This is a genomic window from Luteimonas sp. AC640a, from assembly GCF_979256585.1.
The window spans coordinates 1-16,448 of sequence record NZ_CEEDOV010000016.1; the positions used below are offsets into that span (position 1 = coordinate 1).

13 protein-coding genes and 1 tRNA gene are annotated in these 16,448 nt (G+C 63.6%); all 14 read left to right on the forward strand.

From position 1 onward, the window contains the following. On the forward strand, positions 1 to 77 hold a 77-nt coding region (locus tag ACZ9YD_RS13390; protein WP_454480473.1), incomplete at its 5' end, for an EF-Tu C-terminal domain-related protein. Between the two features lie 176 nt (positions 78 to 253). Then, positions 254 to 329, forward strand: a tRNA-Trp gene (locus ACZ9YD_RS13395). 68 nt (positions 330 to 397) lie between these two features. Continuing rightward, positions 398 to 793, forward strand: a complete 396-nt coding sequence (gene secE / locus ACZ9YD_RS13400) for a preprotein translocase subunit SecE (RefSeq protein WP_465075770.1) — start codon at positions 398 to 400, stop codon at positions 791 to 793. 16 nt (positions 794 to 809) lie between these two features. Continuing rightward, complete coding sequence (gene nusG / locus ACZ9YD_RS13405) at positions 810 to 1,382, forward strand: transcription termination/antitermination protein NusG (protein WP_310150752.1); 573 nt, start codon at positions 810 to 812, stop codon at positions 1,380 to 1,382. Between the two features lie 200 nt (positions 1,383 to 1,582). Then, the gene (gene rplK / locus ACZ9YD_RS13410) at positions 1,583 to 2,011 is read left to right on the forward strand and encodes a 50S ribosomal protein L11 (protein WP_055246815.1); all 429 of its coding nucleotides are present in this window, start codon (positions 1,583 to 1,585) and stop codon (positions 2,009 to 2,011) included. Between the two features lie 4 nt (positions 2,012 to 2,015). Then, on the forward strand, positions 2,016 to 2,717 hold the full coding sequence (rplA, locus tag ACZ9YD_RS13415) for a 50S ribosomal protein L1 (protein WP_465075771.1): 702 nt from the start codon (positions 2,016 to 2,018) through the stop codon (positions 2,715 to 2,717). Between the two features lie 375 nt (positions 2,718 to 3,092). Continuing rightward, a complete protein-coding gene (rplJ, locus tag ACZ9YD_RS13420; RefSeq protein ID WP_465075772.1) occupies positions 3,093 to 3,626 on the forward strand; it encodes a 50S ribosomal protein L10 in 534 nt (177 codons plus the stop codon). A gap of 57 nt (positions 3,627 to 3,683) precedes the next feature. Next, positions 3,684 to 4,055 carry a 50S ribosomal protein L7/L12 gene (gene rplL, locus ACZ9YD_RS13425; protein ID WP_465075773.1) on the forward strand — a complete coding sequence of 124 codons (372 nt, stop codon included), beginning with the start codon at positions 3,684 to 3,686 and terminating at the stop codon, positions 4,053 to 4,055. 244 nt (positions 4,056 to 4,299) lie between these two features. Beyond that, complete coding sequence (gene rpoB, locus ACZ9YD_RS13430; protein ID WP_465075774.1) at positions 4,300 to 8,487, forward strand: DNA-directed RNA polymerase subunit beta; 4,188 nt, start codon at positions 4,300 to 4,302, stop codon at positions 8,485 to 8,487. An 88-nt stretch (positions 8,488 to 8,575) separates the two neighbouring features. Further along, entirely contained in the window at positions 8,576 to 12,853 is a 4,278-nt protein-coding gene (gene rpoC / locus ACZ9YD_RS13435) for a DNA-directed RNA polymerase subunit beta' (protein WP_465075775.1), read from the forward strand. Positions 12,854 to 13,109: 256 nt separating this feature from the next. Further along, complete coding sequence (gene rpsL / locus ACZ9YD_RS13440; RefSeq protein ID WP_101924969.1) at positions 13,110 to 13,484, forward strand: 30S ribosomal protein S12; 375 nt, start codon at positions 13,110 to 13,112, stop codon at positions 13,482 to 13,484. A 10-nt stretch (positions 13,485 to 13,494) separates the two neighbouring features. Continuing rightward, positions 13,495 to 13,962, forward strand: coding sequence for a 30S ribosomal protein S7 (gene rpsG / locus ACZ9YD_RS13445; RefSeq protein WP_465075776.1), 468 nt, complete (start codon positions 13,495 to 13,497; stop codon positions 13,960 to 13,962). A gap of 182 nt (positions 13,963 to 14,144) precedes the next feature. Next, positions 14,145 to 16,271, forward strand: a complete 2,127-nt coding sequence (fusA, locus tag ACZ9YD_RS13450; RefSeq protein ID WP_465075777.1) for an elongation factor G — start codon at positions 14,145 to 14,147, stop codon at positions 16,269 to 16,271. Between the two features lie 94 nt (positions 16,272 to 16,365). Beyond that, positions 16,366 to 16,448 (forward strand): GTP-binding protein (locus tag ACZ9YD_RS13455; RefSeq protein ID WP_042615313.1); only part of this gene is annotated, 83 nt, incomplete at its 3' end.

Genomic DNA, 16,448 nt, shown 5'->3' on the forward strand with positions numbered 1-16,448 from the left:
ACGAAGGTCTGCGCTTCGCGATTCGCGAAGGCGGCCGTACCGTCGGCGCCGGCGTGGTGGCCAAGATCATCAAGTGATCCGACGGCCCGGGTGCGCACACGCACATCCGGGCCGACGTTCATTCCGGCGTGAGCCGGGATACAGTGGTTTCTGCAGGGTGCCAACCCCGTTGAAGCCGCGACAAGGCGGGCCGGAACCCCGGTCCGCCTTCGCCGTCTAAGGGTGTCCGAAGCCGGTTGTTGTTCCAATCCGTACGCCAGTAGCTCAATTGGCAGAGCAGCGGTCTCCAAAACCGCAGGTTGGGGGTTCGAGTCCCTCCTGGCGTGCCATTCGCGGAATTGTCCGCGCGGGTCCGGACGCGTTGTGGTCCACCCGTCAACCGAGCAGTCGCAAACCGATGAGTCGCCGGGAATTGAACAGCAGAGTTGAACAATCCAAGGGTGCGTCTTCGACGGACCTCGCCAAGTACGCCGCCGCGATTCTGCTCGTTGTCGCCGGCGTGTTTGCCTTTTACTGGTTCCAGGCGCAGCTGGCCACGCCGGTGCGCAGCATCATCGTCGCCGTGTGCGTCGTGGCTGCCACTGCGGTCTTCCTGACGACGGGCAAGGGTCACAAGACCCGTGATTTCTTCTCGGAGACCCGCTTCGAGATGCGCAAGGTCGTCTGGCCGACGCGTCAGGAGGCGATTCGCCTGACCTGGATCGTGATCATCGCCGTGGCGATCATCAGCCTGATCCTGGCCGGCTTCGACCAGATCATCCAGTGGCTGATCCGCCTCGTTCTGAGGCAGTGACGGAGTAACGATTCAGATGGAAACCGAAGGCGTCAAGCGCTGGTACGTCGTGCATGCCTATTCCGGCTTCGAGAAGTCGGTGGCCCAGGCGCTGCGCGATCGCATCGTGCGCACCGAAATGCAGGACAAGTTCGGCGACGTGCTGGTGCCGACCGAAGAAGTGATCGAGATGCGCGCCGGGCAGAAGCGCCGCTCCGAGCGCAAGTTCTTCCCGGGCTATGTCCTGGTGCAGATCCTGACCTCCGACGAGGGCGGTATCCCGCGCATGGATAACGAGAGCTGGCACCTGGTCAAGGAAACGCCGAAGGTGATGGGCTTCATCGGCGGTACCGCCGATCGTCCGCTGCCGATCCGCGATGAAGAAGCCGCCGTGATCCTGGATCGCGTCCAGGAAGGTGTCGAGAAGCCGCGTCCGAAGGTGCTGTTCGAGCCGGGCCAGATGGTCCGCGTGACCGATGGTCCGTTCAACGACTTCAACGGCGTGGTGGAAGAGATCAACTACGAGAAGAGCCGCCTGCGCGTCGCCGTGCTGATCTTCGGCCGTTCGACCCCGGTCGAGCTTGAGTTCGGGCAGGTCGAGAAGGCCTGAACCCCGTCGCGCCCGTTTGTGACGGGCGCGCGAAACCCTGCTATAGTGCGCGGCTAACTGTCTGGCCGCGCCGGGCAACCGCACAGGCCGCCGTATGGGCGGCCTTTCGCGCGAGATGGACAACGTGAATCCGGGACACGTGATTCCCGGAACGATGGGGAGCCTGATTCCAGGCGCTTGCACCCGGAGAGTAGAAGACAATGGCGAAGAAAGTCGTCGGTTACATCAAGCTGCAGGTCAAGGCCGGTCAAGCCAACCCCTCGCCGCCTGTCGGTCCTGCGCTGGGTCAGCGCGGCCTGAACATCATGGAGTTCTGCAAGGCGTTCAATGCAGCGACTTCCAAGCTCGAGCCGGGTCTGCCGACTCCGGTCATCATCACGGCCTACTCGGACCGTACCTTCACCTTCATCACCAAGAGCACGCCGGCATCGGTGCTGCTGAAGAAGGCGGCGGGCGTGGCTTCGGGCTCCAAGCGTCCCAACACCGAAAAGGTGGGCAAGGTGACGCGCGCGCAGCTCGAAGAGATCGCCAAGGCGAAGGAAGCCGATCTGACGGCGGCCGAGCTGGAAGCAGCAGTGCGCACCATCGCGGGCTCCGCCCGTTCGATGGGCCTGACGGTGGAGGGCTGAGACCATGGCACAGACCAAGCGACAGAAGAGCATCCAGGCTGCCGTGCAGCCGGGCAAGAACTACGCCATCGATGACGCCCTGAAGATCGTCAAGGACAACAGCAGCGCCAAGTTCGCCGAAGCCGTGGACGTCGCCGTCCGCCTCGGCGTCGACGCGCGCAAGTCCGACCAGCAGGTGCGCGGCTCGACCGTGCTGCCGCAGGGCACGGGCAAGAGCGTCCGCGTGGCAGTGTTCGCGCCGGCCGGTGCCAAGGCTGACGAGGCCCTGGCCGCCGGTGCCGACATCGTCGGCATGGACGACCTGGCCGAGAAGATGCAGGCCGGTGACATCAACTACGACGTCGTGATCGCGACGCCCGATGCGATGCGCGTCGTCGGCAAGCTCGGTACGGTCCTGGGCCCGCGCGGCCTGATGCCGAACCCGAAGGTCGGTACCGTCTCCGCGAATCCGGGTGAGGCAGTGAAGAATGCGAAGGGCGGCCAGGTCCGTTACCGCACCGACAAGGCCGGCATCATTCACTGCACGATCGGCAAGGCCGACTTCGATGCGGACAAGCTGAAGGAAAACCTGCAGGCGCTGCTGGCCGACCTGGTGAAGGCCAAGCCGGCCACTGCCAAGGGCCAGTACCTGCAGAAGATCTCGGTGAGCTCGACCATGGGTCCGGGCGTCGCCGTCGACCAGTCGTCGCTGAGCATCGCGCGCTGATCCACATGCAATAAACGCGTCGTCCCGTTCGCGGGGCGTCGCGATTTGGGGGCATCGCAACGGATCGTCGATCCGGTGCGGCGCCGTCAAAGACCGCAGGCGCGGTGGAGATCGACGTGGCGACGGGCAGGGATGCTCGAACTGGCAGGGAATCGCCGCCACCGATGATCGAGACCGCTTAATCCCGAGGTGCTTGCACCGACAGGCCTGCGTAGATGGTGATGCCCTTCTGAAGTTTTCTGGTCAGACACTCGTCCAGCCAGGCAGAAGGCCACCACCGGGATGCTTCGCGCATCCCCGGCCTCCAGGGATGGAAGTCGCTCAGGACCGCAAGCGGCAGGAGCCGTGAGCGGAGTTCACAATGAGGAGTGATGAATGGCTCTCAATCTGTCCCAGAAGCAGGAAGTTGTCGCCGAGCTGGCAGAAGTCGCCGCGAACGCCCACTCCCTGATTGCTGTCGAGTACGTGGGCACCACGGTCAGTCAGATGACCGCGATGCGCAAGAAGGCTCGTGAGACCGGTGTGTACTTGCGCGTTGTCAAGAACACCCTGGCCGCACGCGCAGTGGAAGGTACCAACTACGAGTGCTCCAAGGACTCGCTGGTGGGCCCGCTGCTGTATGCGTTCTCGACCGAGGAGCCCGGCGCAGCCGGTCGCCTGATCAAGGAATTCGCGAAAGACAACAGCAAGCTGGTGCCCAAGCTCGTCGTCGTGGAGGGCCAGCTGTATCCGGCCAGCCACGTGGACGTTCTGGCATCGCTGCCGACGCTCGAGCAGGCGCTGTCGATGCTGGCCCGCGTGCTGTCCGAACCCGCCGCGATGTTCGCCCGTGCCGTCAAGGCCGTCGGCGACAAGCAGGGCGGTGGCGAAGAAGCGCCTGCGGAAGAAGCAGTCGCCGAAACGGCCTAAGTTCGACCTGTCGGTTCAACGAAACCTATCCCAGAAAATTTTTCAAAGGTAATCACAATGTCCCTTACCAACGAACAGATCGTCGACGCCATCGCCGAGAAGTCCCTGATGGAAGTGATGGAGCTGGTCAAGGCCATCGAAGAGAAGTTCGGCGTCTCCGCCGCTGCTCCGGTTGCCGCGGCCGCTGCCGCTGGCCCGGCTGCCGCTGTCGAAGAGCAGACCGAGTTCACCGTCATCCTGAAGGCCGCCGGCGAGAAGAAGGTCGAGGCCATCAAGGTCGTCCGTGCCATCACCGGCCTGGGTCTGAAGGAAGCGAAGGACCTGGTCGAAGGCGCGCCGAAGGAAGTCAAGGAAGGCGCCACGAAGGAAGAAGCCGAGAAGATCAAGAAGGATCTTGAGGCTGCTGGCGCGACCGTCGAAATCAAGTAAGCAGCACCTTGGCATCGCAGCACATGCTTGCGATGCACCGGGGCCGGGGGCGAAAGCCCCCGGCCCTTGGTCGTTCCTGAAATCGGGCGACCTGAAACACGCGCAACAAGACAACTACGCAGTTGTCAGTGGGTAGTAGCGGGAGATGGCGTGCTGGTGCCGGCAATACCAGCGACTACCCAGTGACAGCTCCATGTTCCGGATCGCGAGTCGATCCCATCCGATCCAACGAGGCGTACTCCCCATGACGACGTCCCAGCTCCCGTCGAGCCAGCCGCAGACCTACTCGTTCACCGAGAAGAAGCGCATCCGCAAGAACTTCGGCAAGCGCCGCGAGATTCTCGAGGTGCCGTTCCTCTTGGCCATCCAGGTCGATTCCTACCGCGAATTCCTGCAGGCCGATCGCGATCCCACCAAGCGTGAAGACCGTGGCCTCCACGCCGCGCTGAAGTCGGTGTTCCCGATCGTCAGCTACAACGGCTACGCCGCACTCGAATACGTCGGCTACAAGCTCGGCGAGCCCGTGTTCGACGAGCGCGAATGCCGCAACCGTGGCCTGAGCTACGGCGCCCCGCTGCGCGTGACCGTGCGCCTGGTGATCTACGACCGTGAGTCGTCGCAGAAGGCCATCAAGTACGTGAAGGAGCAGGAGGTCTACATGGGCGAGATTCCGCTCATGACCGAGAACGGCACCTTCATCATCAACGGCACCGAGCGCGTCATCGTCTCGCAGCTGCACCGTTCGCCGGGCGTGTTCTTCGACCACGATCGTGGCAAGACCCACAGCTCGGGCAAGCTGCTGTATTCCGCGCGCGTCATTCCGTATCGCGGTTCCTGGCTCGACTTCGAGTTCGACCCGAAGGATGCGCTGTTCACGCGTATCGATCGCCGTCGCAAGCTGCCGGTGTCGGTGCTGCTGCGCGCGCTCGGCTACAACAACGAAGAAATGCTCAACGAGTTCTTCGACATCAACAGCTATCACATCCTGCCGGAAGGCGAGGGCGTGCAGCTGGAGCTGGTGTCGGAGCGTCTGCGTGGCGAAACGCTGAACTTCGATCTGCTCGACGGCGAGAAGGTCATCGTCGAAGCCGGCAAGCGCATCACCGCGCGTCACGTCAAGCAGCTCGAGGCCGCGGGGATCACCGCGCTAGCCGTGCCGGACGACTACATGGTCGGCCAGATCCTGTCGCACGATGTGATCGATCCGGCGACCGGTGAGCTGGTCGCGACCGCCAATGACGAGATCACGCTGGAGACCCTCGAGGCGCTGCGCAAGGCGTCGATCGAGGCCATCGGCACGATCTGGGTCAACGATCTCGATCGCGGTCCGTACCTGTCGAACACCCTGCGCATCGACTCGACCAAGACGCAGCTCGATGCGCTGGTCGAGATCTACCGCATGATGCGTCCCGGCGAGCCGCCGACCAAGGATGCCGCGCAGAACCTGTTCCACAACCTGTTCTTCACCTTCGAGCGCTACGACGTCTCCGGCGTCGGTCGCATGAAGTTCAACCGTCGTCTGGGCCGCAAGGAAACCGAAGGCGCGTCGGTGCTGTACGACGCGAAGTACTTCGCCGAGCGCAAGGACGAGGATTCGGTGCGCCTGCGCGGCGAGTTCGGCAAGACGTCCGACATCCTCGACGTCATCCGCGTGCTGACCGAGATCCGCAACGGTCGCGGCGTCGTCGACGACATCGATCACCTCGGCAACCGCCGCGTGCGTTCAGTCGGTGAAATGGCCGAGAACGTGTTCCGCGTGGGCCTGGTCCGCGTCGAGCGCGCCGTGCGCGAGCGCCTGACGATGGCCGAGGCCGATGGCCTGACCCCGCAGGAGCTGATCAACGCCAAGCCGGTCGCGGCGGCGGTCAAGGAATTCTTCGGCTCCTCGCAGCTGTCGCAGTTCATGGACCAGAACAACCCGCTGTCGGAAGTCACGCACAAGCGTCGTGTCTCGGCCCTCGGCCCGGGCGGTCTGACCCGCGAGCGCGCGGGCTTCGAAGTGCGCGACGTGCATCCCACGCATTACGGCCGCGTCTGCACCATCGAAACGCCGGAAGGCCCGAACATCGGCCTGATCAACTCGCTGGCGACGTTCGCGCGCACCAACCGCTACGGCTTCCTCGAGACGCCGTACCGCAAGGTCATCGACAGCCGCGTCACCGACGACATCGAATACCTGTCGGCGATCGAAGAGAACGACTACGTCATCGCACAGGCCAATGCCGTCCAGGACGACAAGGGCACAATGACGCAGCAGTTCGTCGACTGCCGCTTCCAGGGCGAGTCGCTGCTCAAGCCGCCGGCGGAAATCCATTACATGGACGTTTCGCCGATGCAGACCGTGTCGGTCGCTGCCGCGCTCGTGCCGTTCCTCGAGCACGATGACGCGAACCGCGCACTGATGGGCGCCAACATGCAGCGCCAGGCCGTGCCGACGCTGCGTGCGCAGAAGCCGCTGGTCGGTACCGGCATCGAGCGCGCCGTGGCGCGCGACTCGGGCGTGACCGTGAACGCCCGCCGTGGCGGCGTGATCGAGCAGATCGACGCAGGCCGCGTCGTGGTCAAGGTGCATGAAGAAGAGATCTCCGGCGAGCACGATGCCGGCGTCGATATCTACAACCTGATCAAGTACACGCGTTCCAACCAGAACACCTGCATCAACCAGCGTCCGCTGGTCGTCGTGGGTGACGTGGTCGCGCGCGGCGACGTGCTGGCTGACGGTCCTTCGACCGATATCGGTGAGCTCGCGCTGGGCCAGAACATGCTCGTCGCGTTCATGCCGTGGAACGGCTACAACTTCGAAGACTCGATCCTGCTGTCGGAGCGCGTCGTCAAGGAAGACCGCTACACGACGATCCACATCGAGGAAATGACCGCGGTCGCCCGCGATACGAAGCTGGGACCGGAGGAAATCTCCGCCGACATCCCGAACGTGTCCGAGAACGCGCTCAACCGTCTCGACGAATCCGGCGTGGTGTACATCGGTGCGGAAGTCCGCGCCGGTGACATCCTGGTCGGCAAGGTCACGCCGAAGGGCGAGAGCCAGCTGACCCCGGAAGAGAAGCTGCTGCGTGCGATCTTCGGTGAGAAGGCGTCCGACGTGAAGGACAGCTCGCTGCGCGTGCCCCCGGGCATGGACGGCACCGTCATCGACGTGCAGGTCTTCACCCGCGACGGCATCGAGAAGGACAAGCGCGCGAAGCAGATCGAAGAGTCCGAGATCAAGCGCGTCAAGAAGGACTTCGACGACCAGTTCCGCATCCTCGAGAGCGCGATCTATGCGCGTCTGCGTTCGCAGATCCAGGGCAAGGTCGCCAACGGCGGTCCCGGCCTGAAGAAGGGCGACACGGTCAGCTCGCTGGTGCTCGACGGCCTGAAGAAGTCCGACTGGTTCCAGATCCGCATGAAGGACGAGGACGCGGCCGACGCGATCGAACGTGCGCAGAAGCAGATCGACGCGCACCAGAAGGAATTCGAGAAGCGCTTCGCCGACAAGCGCGGCAAGATCACCCAGGGCGATGACCTCGCACCGGGCGTGCTGAAGATGGTCAAGGTCTACCTGGCCGTGAAGCGCCGCATCCAGCCGGGCGACAAGATGGCCGGCCGTCACGGCAACAAGGGTGTCGTGTCGACCATCGTGCCCGTGCAGGACATGCCGCACATGGCCAACGGCAACACGGTCGACATCGTGTTGAACCCGCTGGGCGTGCCGTCGCGTATGAACATCGGCCAGATCCTCGAAGTGCATCTGGGCCTCGCGGCCAAGGGGCTCGGCGAGAAGATCCAGCGGATGCTCGACGCGCAGGCCAAGGTGGCCGAACTGCGCAGCTTCCTCGACCAGATCTACAACCACGACAAGGCCGTGTTCGCACAGCGCGTCGACCTGTCGCAGTTCAGCGATGAAGAGCTGTTGCGTCTGGCCGGCAATCTGACCGACGGCGTTCCGATGGCCACGCCTGTGTTCGATGGCGCGGCGGAGTCGGAGATCAAGGCGATGCTCGAGCTGGCGGACATGCCAACCAGTGGTCAGCACCGTCTGTTCGACGGCCGCACCGGCGAGGCGTTCGAGCGTGAAGTGACCGTGGGCTACATGCACATGCTCAAGCTCAACCACCTCGTGGACGACAAGATGCACGCGCGTTCGACCGGTCCGTACTCGCTCGTCACCCAGCAGCCGCTGGGAGGCAAGGCGCAGTTCGGCGGCCAGCGCTTCGGCGAAATGGAAGTCTGGGCGCTGGAAGCCTACGGCGCGGCCTACACCCTGCAGGAAATGCTGACGGTGAAGTCCGATGACGTGCAGGGCCGCAACCAGATGTACAAGAACATCGTCGACGGCGAACACGAAATGGTCGCGGGCATGCCCGAGTCCTTCAACGTGCTGGTCAAGGAAATCCGTTCGCTGGCGATCAACATGGAGCTGGAGGAGCACTGAGGCAGGACGTCCGACGCGCGGCGCGTGAGCGTGCCGCGCGCGACACCGATCCAACACTGCCCAGGTTCCCCTTTCCCGGAGTAAAGACATGAAAGACCTGCTCAATCTCTTCAACCAGCCGCGCCAGATTCCGGACTTCGATGCGATCAAGATCGCGCTCGCCAGCCCGGACCTGATCCGTTCGTGGTCCTTCGGCGAAGTGAAGAAGCCCGAGACCATCAACTACCGCACGTTCAAGCCCGAGCGCGACGGCCTGTTCTGTGCCGCGATCTTCGGTCCGATCAAGGACTACGAGTGCCTGTGCGGCAAGTACAAGCGCATGAAGCACCGTGGCGTGGTCTGCGAGAAGTGCGGCACCGAAGTCACCCTGGCCAAGGTGCGCCGCGAGCGCATGGGTCATATCGACCTGGCCTCGCCGGTCGCGCATATCTGGTTCCTCAAGTCGCTGCCGTCGCGCATCGGCCTGATGCTGGACATGACCCTGCGTGACATCGAACGCATCCTGTATTTCGAAGCATTCGTCGTGACCGAGCCGGGCCTGACCCCGCTCGAGCGCAGCCAGCTGCTCAACGAAGAGCAGTACATGCAGATGCGCCAGGAACACGGCGACGACTTCGACGCCGCGATGGGCGCCGAGGCGGTCTACGACCTGCTGCGCACGATCGACCTGCAGGCCGAGATGGTCCGCCTGAAGGAAGAGATCGCCGCGACCGGTTCGGAAACCAAGCTCAAGCGTCTCACCAAGCGCATCAAGCTGGTCGAGGCCTTCATCGAGTCGGGCAACCGTCCCGAGTGGATGATCATGACCGTGCTGCCCGTGCTGCCGCCGGACCTGCGTCCGCTGGTGCCGCTGGACGGTGGCCGCTTCGCGACCTCGGATCTCAACGATCTGTACCGCCGCGTCATCAACCGCAACAACCGCCTGCGTCGCCTGCTCGAACTCAATGCGCCCGACATCATCGTGCGCAACGAAAAGCGCATGCTGCAGGAATCGGTCGATGCGCTGATGGACAACGGCCGTCGCGGCCGTGCGATCACCGGCACCAACAAGCGCCCGCTCAAGTCGCTCGCCGACATGATCAAGGGCAAGCAGGGTCGCTTCCGCCAGAACCTGCTCGGCAAGCGCGTCGACTACTCGGGCCGTTCGGTCATCGTGGTCGGCCCGACGCTGCGTCTGCACGAGTGCGGCCTGCCGAAGAAGATGGCGCTCGAGCTGTTCAAGCCCTTCATCTTCGCCAAGCTGCAGCGCCGTGGCCTCGCCACGACGATCAAAGCCGCCAAGAAGCTCGTCGAGCGCGAAGAGGCCGAGGTGTGGGACATCCTCGAAGAGGTGATCCGCGAGCATCCCGTGCTGCTCAACCGCGCACCGACGCTGCACCGTCTGGGTATCCAGGCGTTCGAGCCGGTGCTGATCGAAGGCAAGGCGATCCAGCTGCATCCGCTGGTGTGTACGGCATTCAACGCCGACTTCGACGGTGACCAGATGGCGGTCCACGTGCCGCTCTCGCTGGAAGCCCAGCTCGAAGCGCGTGCGCTGATGATGGCGTCGAACAACATCCTCTCGCCCGCCAACGGCGAGCCGATCATCGTGCCGTCGCAGGACGTCGTGCTCGGTCTGTACTACATGACGCGCGCTCTGGAGAACATCCCGGGCGAGGGCATGATCTTCGCGAACATTGCCGAAGTGCGTCGTGCGTTCGACAACAAGGCTGCCGGCCTTCACGCCAAGATCAAGGTCCGTATCAACCAGACCGTAATCAGCGAGGACGGTTCGCGAGAGAAGGTGACGTCGATCGTCGAGACGAGCGTGGGTCGTGCGCTACTGCTCGAAATCATGCCCGACGGCCTGCCGTTCGAGCTGGCCAACGTCGAGCTCAACAAGAAGAACATCTCGCGCCTGATCAACGCCTGCTACCGCCGTCTGGGTCTCAAGGACACGGTCGTGTTCGCCGACAAGCTGATGTACACCGGCTTCGGCAATGCGACGCGTGCGGGCGTGTCGATCGGTATCAACGACATGACCATCCCGACCGAGAAGGCCGGCATCCTGGTCGAGGCCGAGGCTGAAGTGCTGGAAATCCAGCAGCAGTATCAGTCGGGTCTGGTCACCGCCGGCGAGCGCTACAACAAGGTCGTCGACATCTGGTCGCGTACGAACGAACGAATCGCCAAGGCGATGATGGACACGATCGGTACCGAGAAGGTCCTCAATGCCAAGGGCGAAACCATCGACCAGAAGTCGATGAACTCGCTCTACATCATGGCCGACTCCGGCGCGCGTGGTTCGCAGGCACAGATCCGTCAGCTGGCCGGTATGCGCGGCCTGATGGCCAAGCCGGACGGCTCGATCATCGAGACGCCGATCATCGCGAACTTCCGCGAAGGTCTGAACGTCCAGGAATACTTCAACTCCACCCACGGTGCCCGTAAGGGTCTGGCTGATACCGCGCTCAAGACCGCGAACTCCGGTTACCTGACCCGTCGTCTCGTCGACGTGGCGCAGGACGTAGTGATCACCGAAGTCGACTGCGGCACGATGGACGGTCTCACCATGACCCCGATCGTCGAAGGCGGCGATGTGGTCGAGCCGTTGCGCGACCGCGTGCTGGGTCGTGTCGTCGCTGAGGACGTGTTCCTGCCGGGCAACGACGAGGATCCGATCGTCACCCGCAACACGCTGCTCGACGAGCAGTGGGTGCAGCGCCTCGAAGAGGCCGGCGTGCAGTCGATCCAGGTGCGTTCGACCATCACCTGCGAATCGGGCTTCGGTGTCTGCGCCAGCTGCTACGGCCGTGACCTCGGTCGTGGTCACCTGGTCAATCAGGGCGAGGCCGTGGGCGTCGTCGCTGCGCAGTCGATCGGTGAGCCCGGCACGCAGCTGACCATGCGTACGTTCCACATCGGTGGTGCGGCGTCGCGTGCAGCCGCCATCGACAACGTGACGGTCAAGACCACCGGCTCGATCAAGTTCAACAACCTCAAGCACGTGAAGCACGAGAGCGGCAACCTGGTCGCGGTCTCGCGTTCGGGTGAGCTCTCGGTGCTCGACGGCCACGGCCGCGAGCGCGAGCGTTACAAGCTGCCCTACGGCGCGACCATCACCGTCAACGACGGCGATGCGATCAAGGCCGGTCAGACCGTGTCGAACTGGGATCCGCATAACCACCCGATCGTGTCGGAAGTCGCGGGCTTCATCCGCTTCGTGGACTTCGTCGACGGCATCACCGTCATCGAAAAAACCGATGACCTGACCGGTCTGGCCTCGCGCGAGATCACCGATCCGAAGCGTCGTGGTTCGATGGGCAAGGATCTGCGTCCGATCGTCCGCATCGTGGATGCAAAGGGCAACGACCTCAACATCCCGGGCACCGACCTGCCGGCGCAGTACCTGCTGCCGCCGCGCTCGATCGTCAACCTGCAGGACGGCGACGCCGTCGGCGTGGGTGACGTGGTGACCAAGGTGCCGCAGGAAGCGTCGAAGACCCGCGACATCACCGGTGGTCTGCCACGCGTGGCCGATCTGTTCGAAGCGCGCAAGCCGAAGGACCAGGCGATCCTCGCCGAGATCTCCGGCATCGTCAGCTTCGGCAAGGACACCAAGGGCAAGCAGCGCCTGATCATCAAGGGCACCGACGGTGTCGATCACGAAGAGCTGATCCCGAAGTACCGCCAGATCATCGTGTTCGAAGGTGAGCACGTCGAGAAGGGCGAGACCGTGGTGGACGGTGAGCCGGGTCCGCAGGACATCCTGCGTCTGAAGGGCGTCGAGGAACTCGCGTCCTACCTGACCAAGGAAATCCAGGACGTCTATCGCCTGCAGGGCGTGAAGATCAACGACAAGCACATCGAGGTGATCGTTCGCCAGATGCTGCGCAAGGTCGAGATCACCGACGGCGGCGACAGCCGCTTCCTCAACGGTGAGCAGGTCGAGCGTCAGCGCGTGATCGAGGACAACGTCAAGCATCTCGCCAAGAGCGAGCTGCCGGCGAAGTTCGACCCGGTCCTGCTCGGCATCACCAAGGCATCGCTGGCCACCGAGTCGTTCATCTCGGCCGCGTCGTTCCAGGAGACCACCCGCGTGCTCACCGAGGCGGCCGTTCGCGGCACGCGCGACAGCCTGCGCGGTCTCAAGGAAAACGTGATCGTGGGTCGCCTGATCCCGGCCGGTACCGGCCTTGCGTACCACGCCCGTCGTCGTCGCGCCGCGTCCGGCCTGACCGACTCGGAAATGGATGCACTGTCGGGCAGCAGCACGACCAAGGCCGATGCCGAAGTCGCCGCCGCTGCACCGGCCGCGCCGGAGCAGGTAATGCTCGAAGACGCACCGGTGACGCCGACGGCTGACAACGACGGCGAAGCACGCTAAGATTGCGTCAAATTTGGTGGCCCCTCGTGGGCCACCCAGACTCCGAAAAGAGGCGCAGGACGCGGCTCGTATTCGGTCCAGGATGGACGGGAGACGTTGTATGCCGGGTGGCGCCCCTCGTGGGCGCGCCAGCGGCGGTATGACCCGCGTTGACGGTACTCGTCAGCGCGGGCTATACTTTTTCGTCTGACAGGCGGCCTATCCGTCTGTCTTCGTTTTCACCGGGCTCCGGCCCGAACCAAAGACCCGAGACCTGATGGCAACGATCAACCAGCTGGTGCGGAAGCCGCGCAGCCCCGAAACCTACAAGAGCACTTCGCCCGCACTGGCGAACTGCCCGCAGCGCCGTGGCGTCTGCACCCGCGTGTACACCACGACCCCGAAGAAGCCGAACTCCGCGCTTCGCAAGGTCGCCAAGGTGCGCCTGACCAACGGTTACGAAGTCATTTCGTACATCGGCGGCGAAGGCCACAACCTGCAGGAGCACAGCGTGGTGCTGATCCGTGGCGGTCGCGTCAAGGACCTCCCGGGCGTGCGTTACCACACCGTGCGCGGTTCGCTCGACGCCTCCGGCGTTGCGAAGCGTAAGCAGAGCCGTTCGAAGTACGGCACCAAGCGTCCGAAGGGCTGAGGAATAGACAATGTCGCGTAAAGGAAATACCCCGCAGCGTTCGGTGCTGCCCGATCCGAAGCACCATAGCGACACGATCGCGCGCTTCATCAACATGGTCATGAAGAGTGGCAAGAAGTCGATCGCTGAAAAGATCGTCTACGGCGCCATGGACGTGATCAGCGAGAAGAACGGCAATCCGCTCGAGCTCGTCGAGAAGGCGCTGGGCAACATCTCGCCGGCCGTCGAAGTGAAGTCGCGTCGCGTCGGTGGTGCCACGTATCAGGTGCCGGTCGAAGTGCGCGCTTCGCGTCGCATGGCGCTGGCCATGCGTTGGCTGATCGAGTCGGCGCGTAAGCGCGGCGAGAACAGCATGCCGCGCAAGCTGGCTGCCGAGCTGATCGACGCGTCCGAAAATCGCGGTGGCGCGATCAAGAAGCGCGAAGAAACCCACCGCATGGCCGACGCCAACAAGGCGTTCGCGCACTACCGCTGGTAAGCGGTCACGCGGGTCCCGGTTGAATCCGGGGCCCGTCGGCACCATCCAGGTGCCTCCAGGCGGTCACAGGCCGCACGCAGGATCCGAAGGCCGCCGCAAGGCGGCGTTCGTCCATTCAAGCGATTCCATCGCGAAGGCTCCGTGTTCCAGCGGGACTTCGCCATTCAATACGAGAAACCGACGTGGCTCGCACGACACCCATCGAACGCTACCGCAACTTCGGCATCATGGCCCACATCGATGCCGGCAAGACCACGACCTCCGAGCGCATCCTGTTCTACACCGGCGTCAGCCACAAGATCGGTGAAGTGCACGATGGCGCCGCCACCATGGACTGGATGGAGCAGGAGCAGGAACGCGGCATCACCATCACTTCGGCGGCCACCACGGCGTTCTGGAAGGGCATGGACAAGTCGCTGCCCGAGCACCGCTTCAACATCATCGACACCCCCGGCCACGTCGACTTCACCATCGAAGTCGAGCGCAGCTTGCGCGTGCTCGACGGTGCGGTGTTCGTGCTGTGTGCGGTCGGTGGCGTGCAGCCGCAGTCCGAGACCGTCTGGCGCCAGGCCAACAAGTACAAGGTGCCGCGCCTTGCGTTCGTCAACAAGATGGACCGCACGGGTGCCAACTTCGACAAGGTCGTCGAGCAGCTGAAGGCCCGTCTGGGCGCCTACGCCGTGCCGATGCAGGTGCCGATTGGCGCTGAAGACGGTTTCGAGGGCGTGGTCGATCTGCTCAAGATGAAAGCGATCCACTGGGATACCGCGTCGCAGGGCACGGAGTTCGAGTACCGCGAGATTCCGGCCAATCTGCTCGACATGGCAACCGAGGCGCGCAGCTTCATGGTCGAGGCTGCGGCCGAGGCCAGCGAAGCGCTGATGGACAAGTACCTCAACGACGGCGAACTGTCCGAAGACGAGATCGTCGCCGGCCTGCGCGAGCGCACGCTGAAGGTCGAGATCGTGCCGGTGTTCTGCGGTACCGCGTTCAAGAACAAGGGCGTCCAGGCGATGCTCGACGGTGTCATCCAGCTGCTGCCGTCGCCGGCAGACCGTCCGCCGGTGCAGGGCATCGACGACGACGAGAAGGAAGACACCCGCACCGCCGACGACAAGGCGCCGTTCTCGGCGCTGGCGTTCAAGATCATGACCGATCCGTTCGTGGGTTCGTTGACGTTCTTCCGTGTCTACTCGGGTGTGCTCAACGCTGGCGACCAGGTGTACAACCCGGTCAAGTCGAAGAAGGAGCGCGTGGGTCGCATCCTGCAGATGCACTCCAACAACCGCGAAGAGATCAAGGAAGTGCGTGCGGGCGACATCGCCGCCGCGGTCGGCCTGAAGGACGTGACCACGGGCGACACGCTGTGCGCGCAGGATCACATCATCACGCTCGAGCGCATGATCTTCCCGGAGCCGGTCATCTCGATGGCGGTCGAGCCGAAGACCAAGTCGGACCAGGAGAAGATGGGCCTCGCACTCGGTCGCCTGGCGCAGGAGGATCCGTCCTTCCGCGTGCGTACCGATGAGGAATCCGGTCAGACGATCATCGCCGGCATGGGTGAGCTGCACCTGGACATCCTCGTCGACCGCATGAAGCGCGAGTTCAACGTCGAAGCCAACGTCGGCAAGCCGCAGGTTGCGTACCGCGAGACGATCCGCACGCAGGATGTGAAGTCCGACTACAAGCACGCCAAGCAGTCGGGTGGTAAGGGTCAGTACGGCCACGTGGTCATCGAGCTGTCGCCGCTGACCGCCGAAGATCGTGCCAATCCGAAGCTGGCCGGCGACATCAAGGACGACTTCCTTTTCATCAACGACATCACTGGTGGCGTGATTCCGAAGGAATTCATTCCGTCGGTCGAGAAGGGCATCCGCGAAACGATCACCAGTGGTCCGATCGCCGGCTTCCCGGTCGTGGGCGTCAAGGTCAAGCTGGTGTTCGGCTCGTACCACGACGTCGACTCGTCGGAAATGGCGTTCAAGCTCGCATCGTCGATGGCGTTCAAGCAGGGCTTCGTCAAGGCGAGCCCGGTGCTGCTCGAGCCGATGATGAAGGTCGAGATCGTCAGCCCGGAGGATTACCTCGGTGACGTGATGGGCGACGTCAGCCGTCGTCGCGGCATCCTGCAGGGTCAGGACGACAGCCCGTCGGGCAAGATCATCAACGCGATGATCCCGCTGGGCGAAATGTTCGGCTACGCGACGACGCTGCGTTCGATGTCACAGGGTCGCGCGACGTTCTCGATGGAGTTCGATCACTACGCGGAAGCGCCGACGAACATCGCTGAAACCGTCATCAAGAAGTAATCCCTCGGGATTGGATTCCGGCGCCGCGAAGCGGTGCCGGAATTCCGGATCCCAGTTTCCAATCCCGAATCAATAGATAGAAAGGTGAATCACCATGGCAAAGGGTAAGTTCGAGCGCACCAAGCCCCACGTGAACGTGGGCACGATTGGTCACGTTGACCACGGCAAGACGACGCT

Coding starts and splice junctions, on each gene's coding strand:
- rplA (WP_465075771.1), top strand. CDS start 2,016: ATGGCACAGACCAAGCGACAGAAGAGCATCCAGGCTGCCGTGCAGCCG.
- rplL (WP_465075773.1), top strand. CDS start 3,684: ATGTCCCTTACCAACGAACAGATCGTCGACGCCATCGCCGAGAAGTCC.
- secE (WP_465075770.1), top strand. CDS start 398: ATGAGTCGCCGGGAATTGAACAGCAGAGTTGAACAATCCAAGGGTGCG.
- rpsG (WP_465075776.1), top strand. CDS start 13,495: ATGTCGCGTAAAGGAAATACCCCGCAGCGTTCGGTGCTGCCCGATCCG.
- nusG (WP_310150752.1), top strand. CDS start 810: ATGGAAACCGAAGGCGTCAAGCGCTGGTACGTCGTGCATGCCTATTCC.
- rplK (WP_055246815.1), top strand. CDS start 1,583: ATGGCGAAGAAAGTCGTCGGTTACATCAAGCTGCAGGTCAAGGCCGGT.
- rplJ (WP_465075772.1), top strand. CDS start 3,093: ATGGCTCTCAATCTGTCCCAGAAGCAGGAAGTTGTCGCCGAGCTGGCA.
- rpoB (WP_465075774.1), top strand. CDS start 4,300: ATGACGACGTCCCAGCTCCCGTCGAGCCAGCCGCAGACCTACTCGTTC.
- rpsL (WP_101924969.1), top strand. CDS start 13,110: ATGGCAACGATCAACCAGCTGGTGCGGAAGCCGCGCAGCCCCGAAACC.
- rpoC (WP_465075775.1), top strand. CDS start 8,576: ATGAAAGACCTGCTCAATCTCTTCAACCAGCCGCGCCAGATTCCGGAC.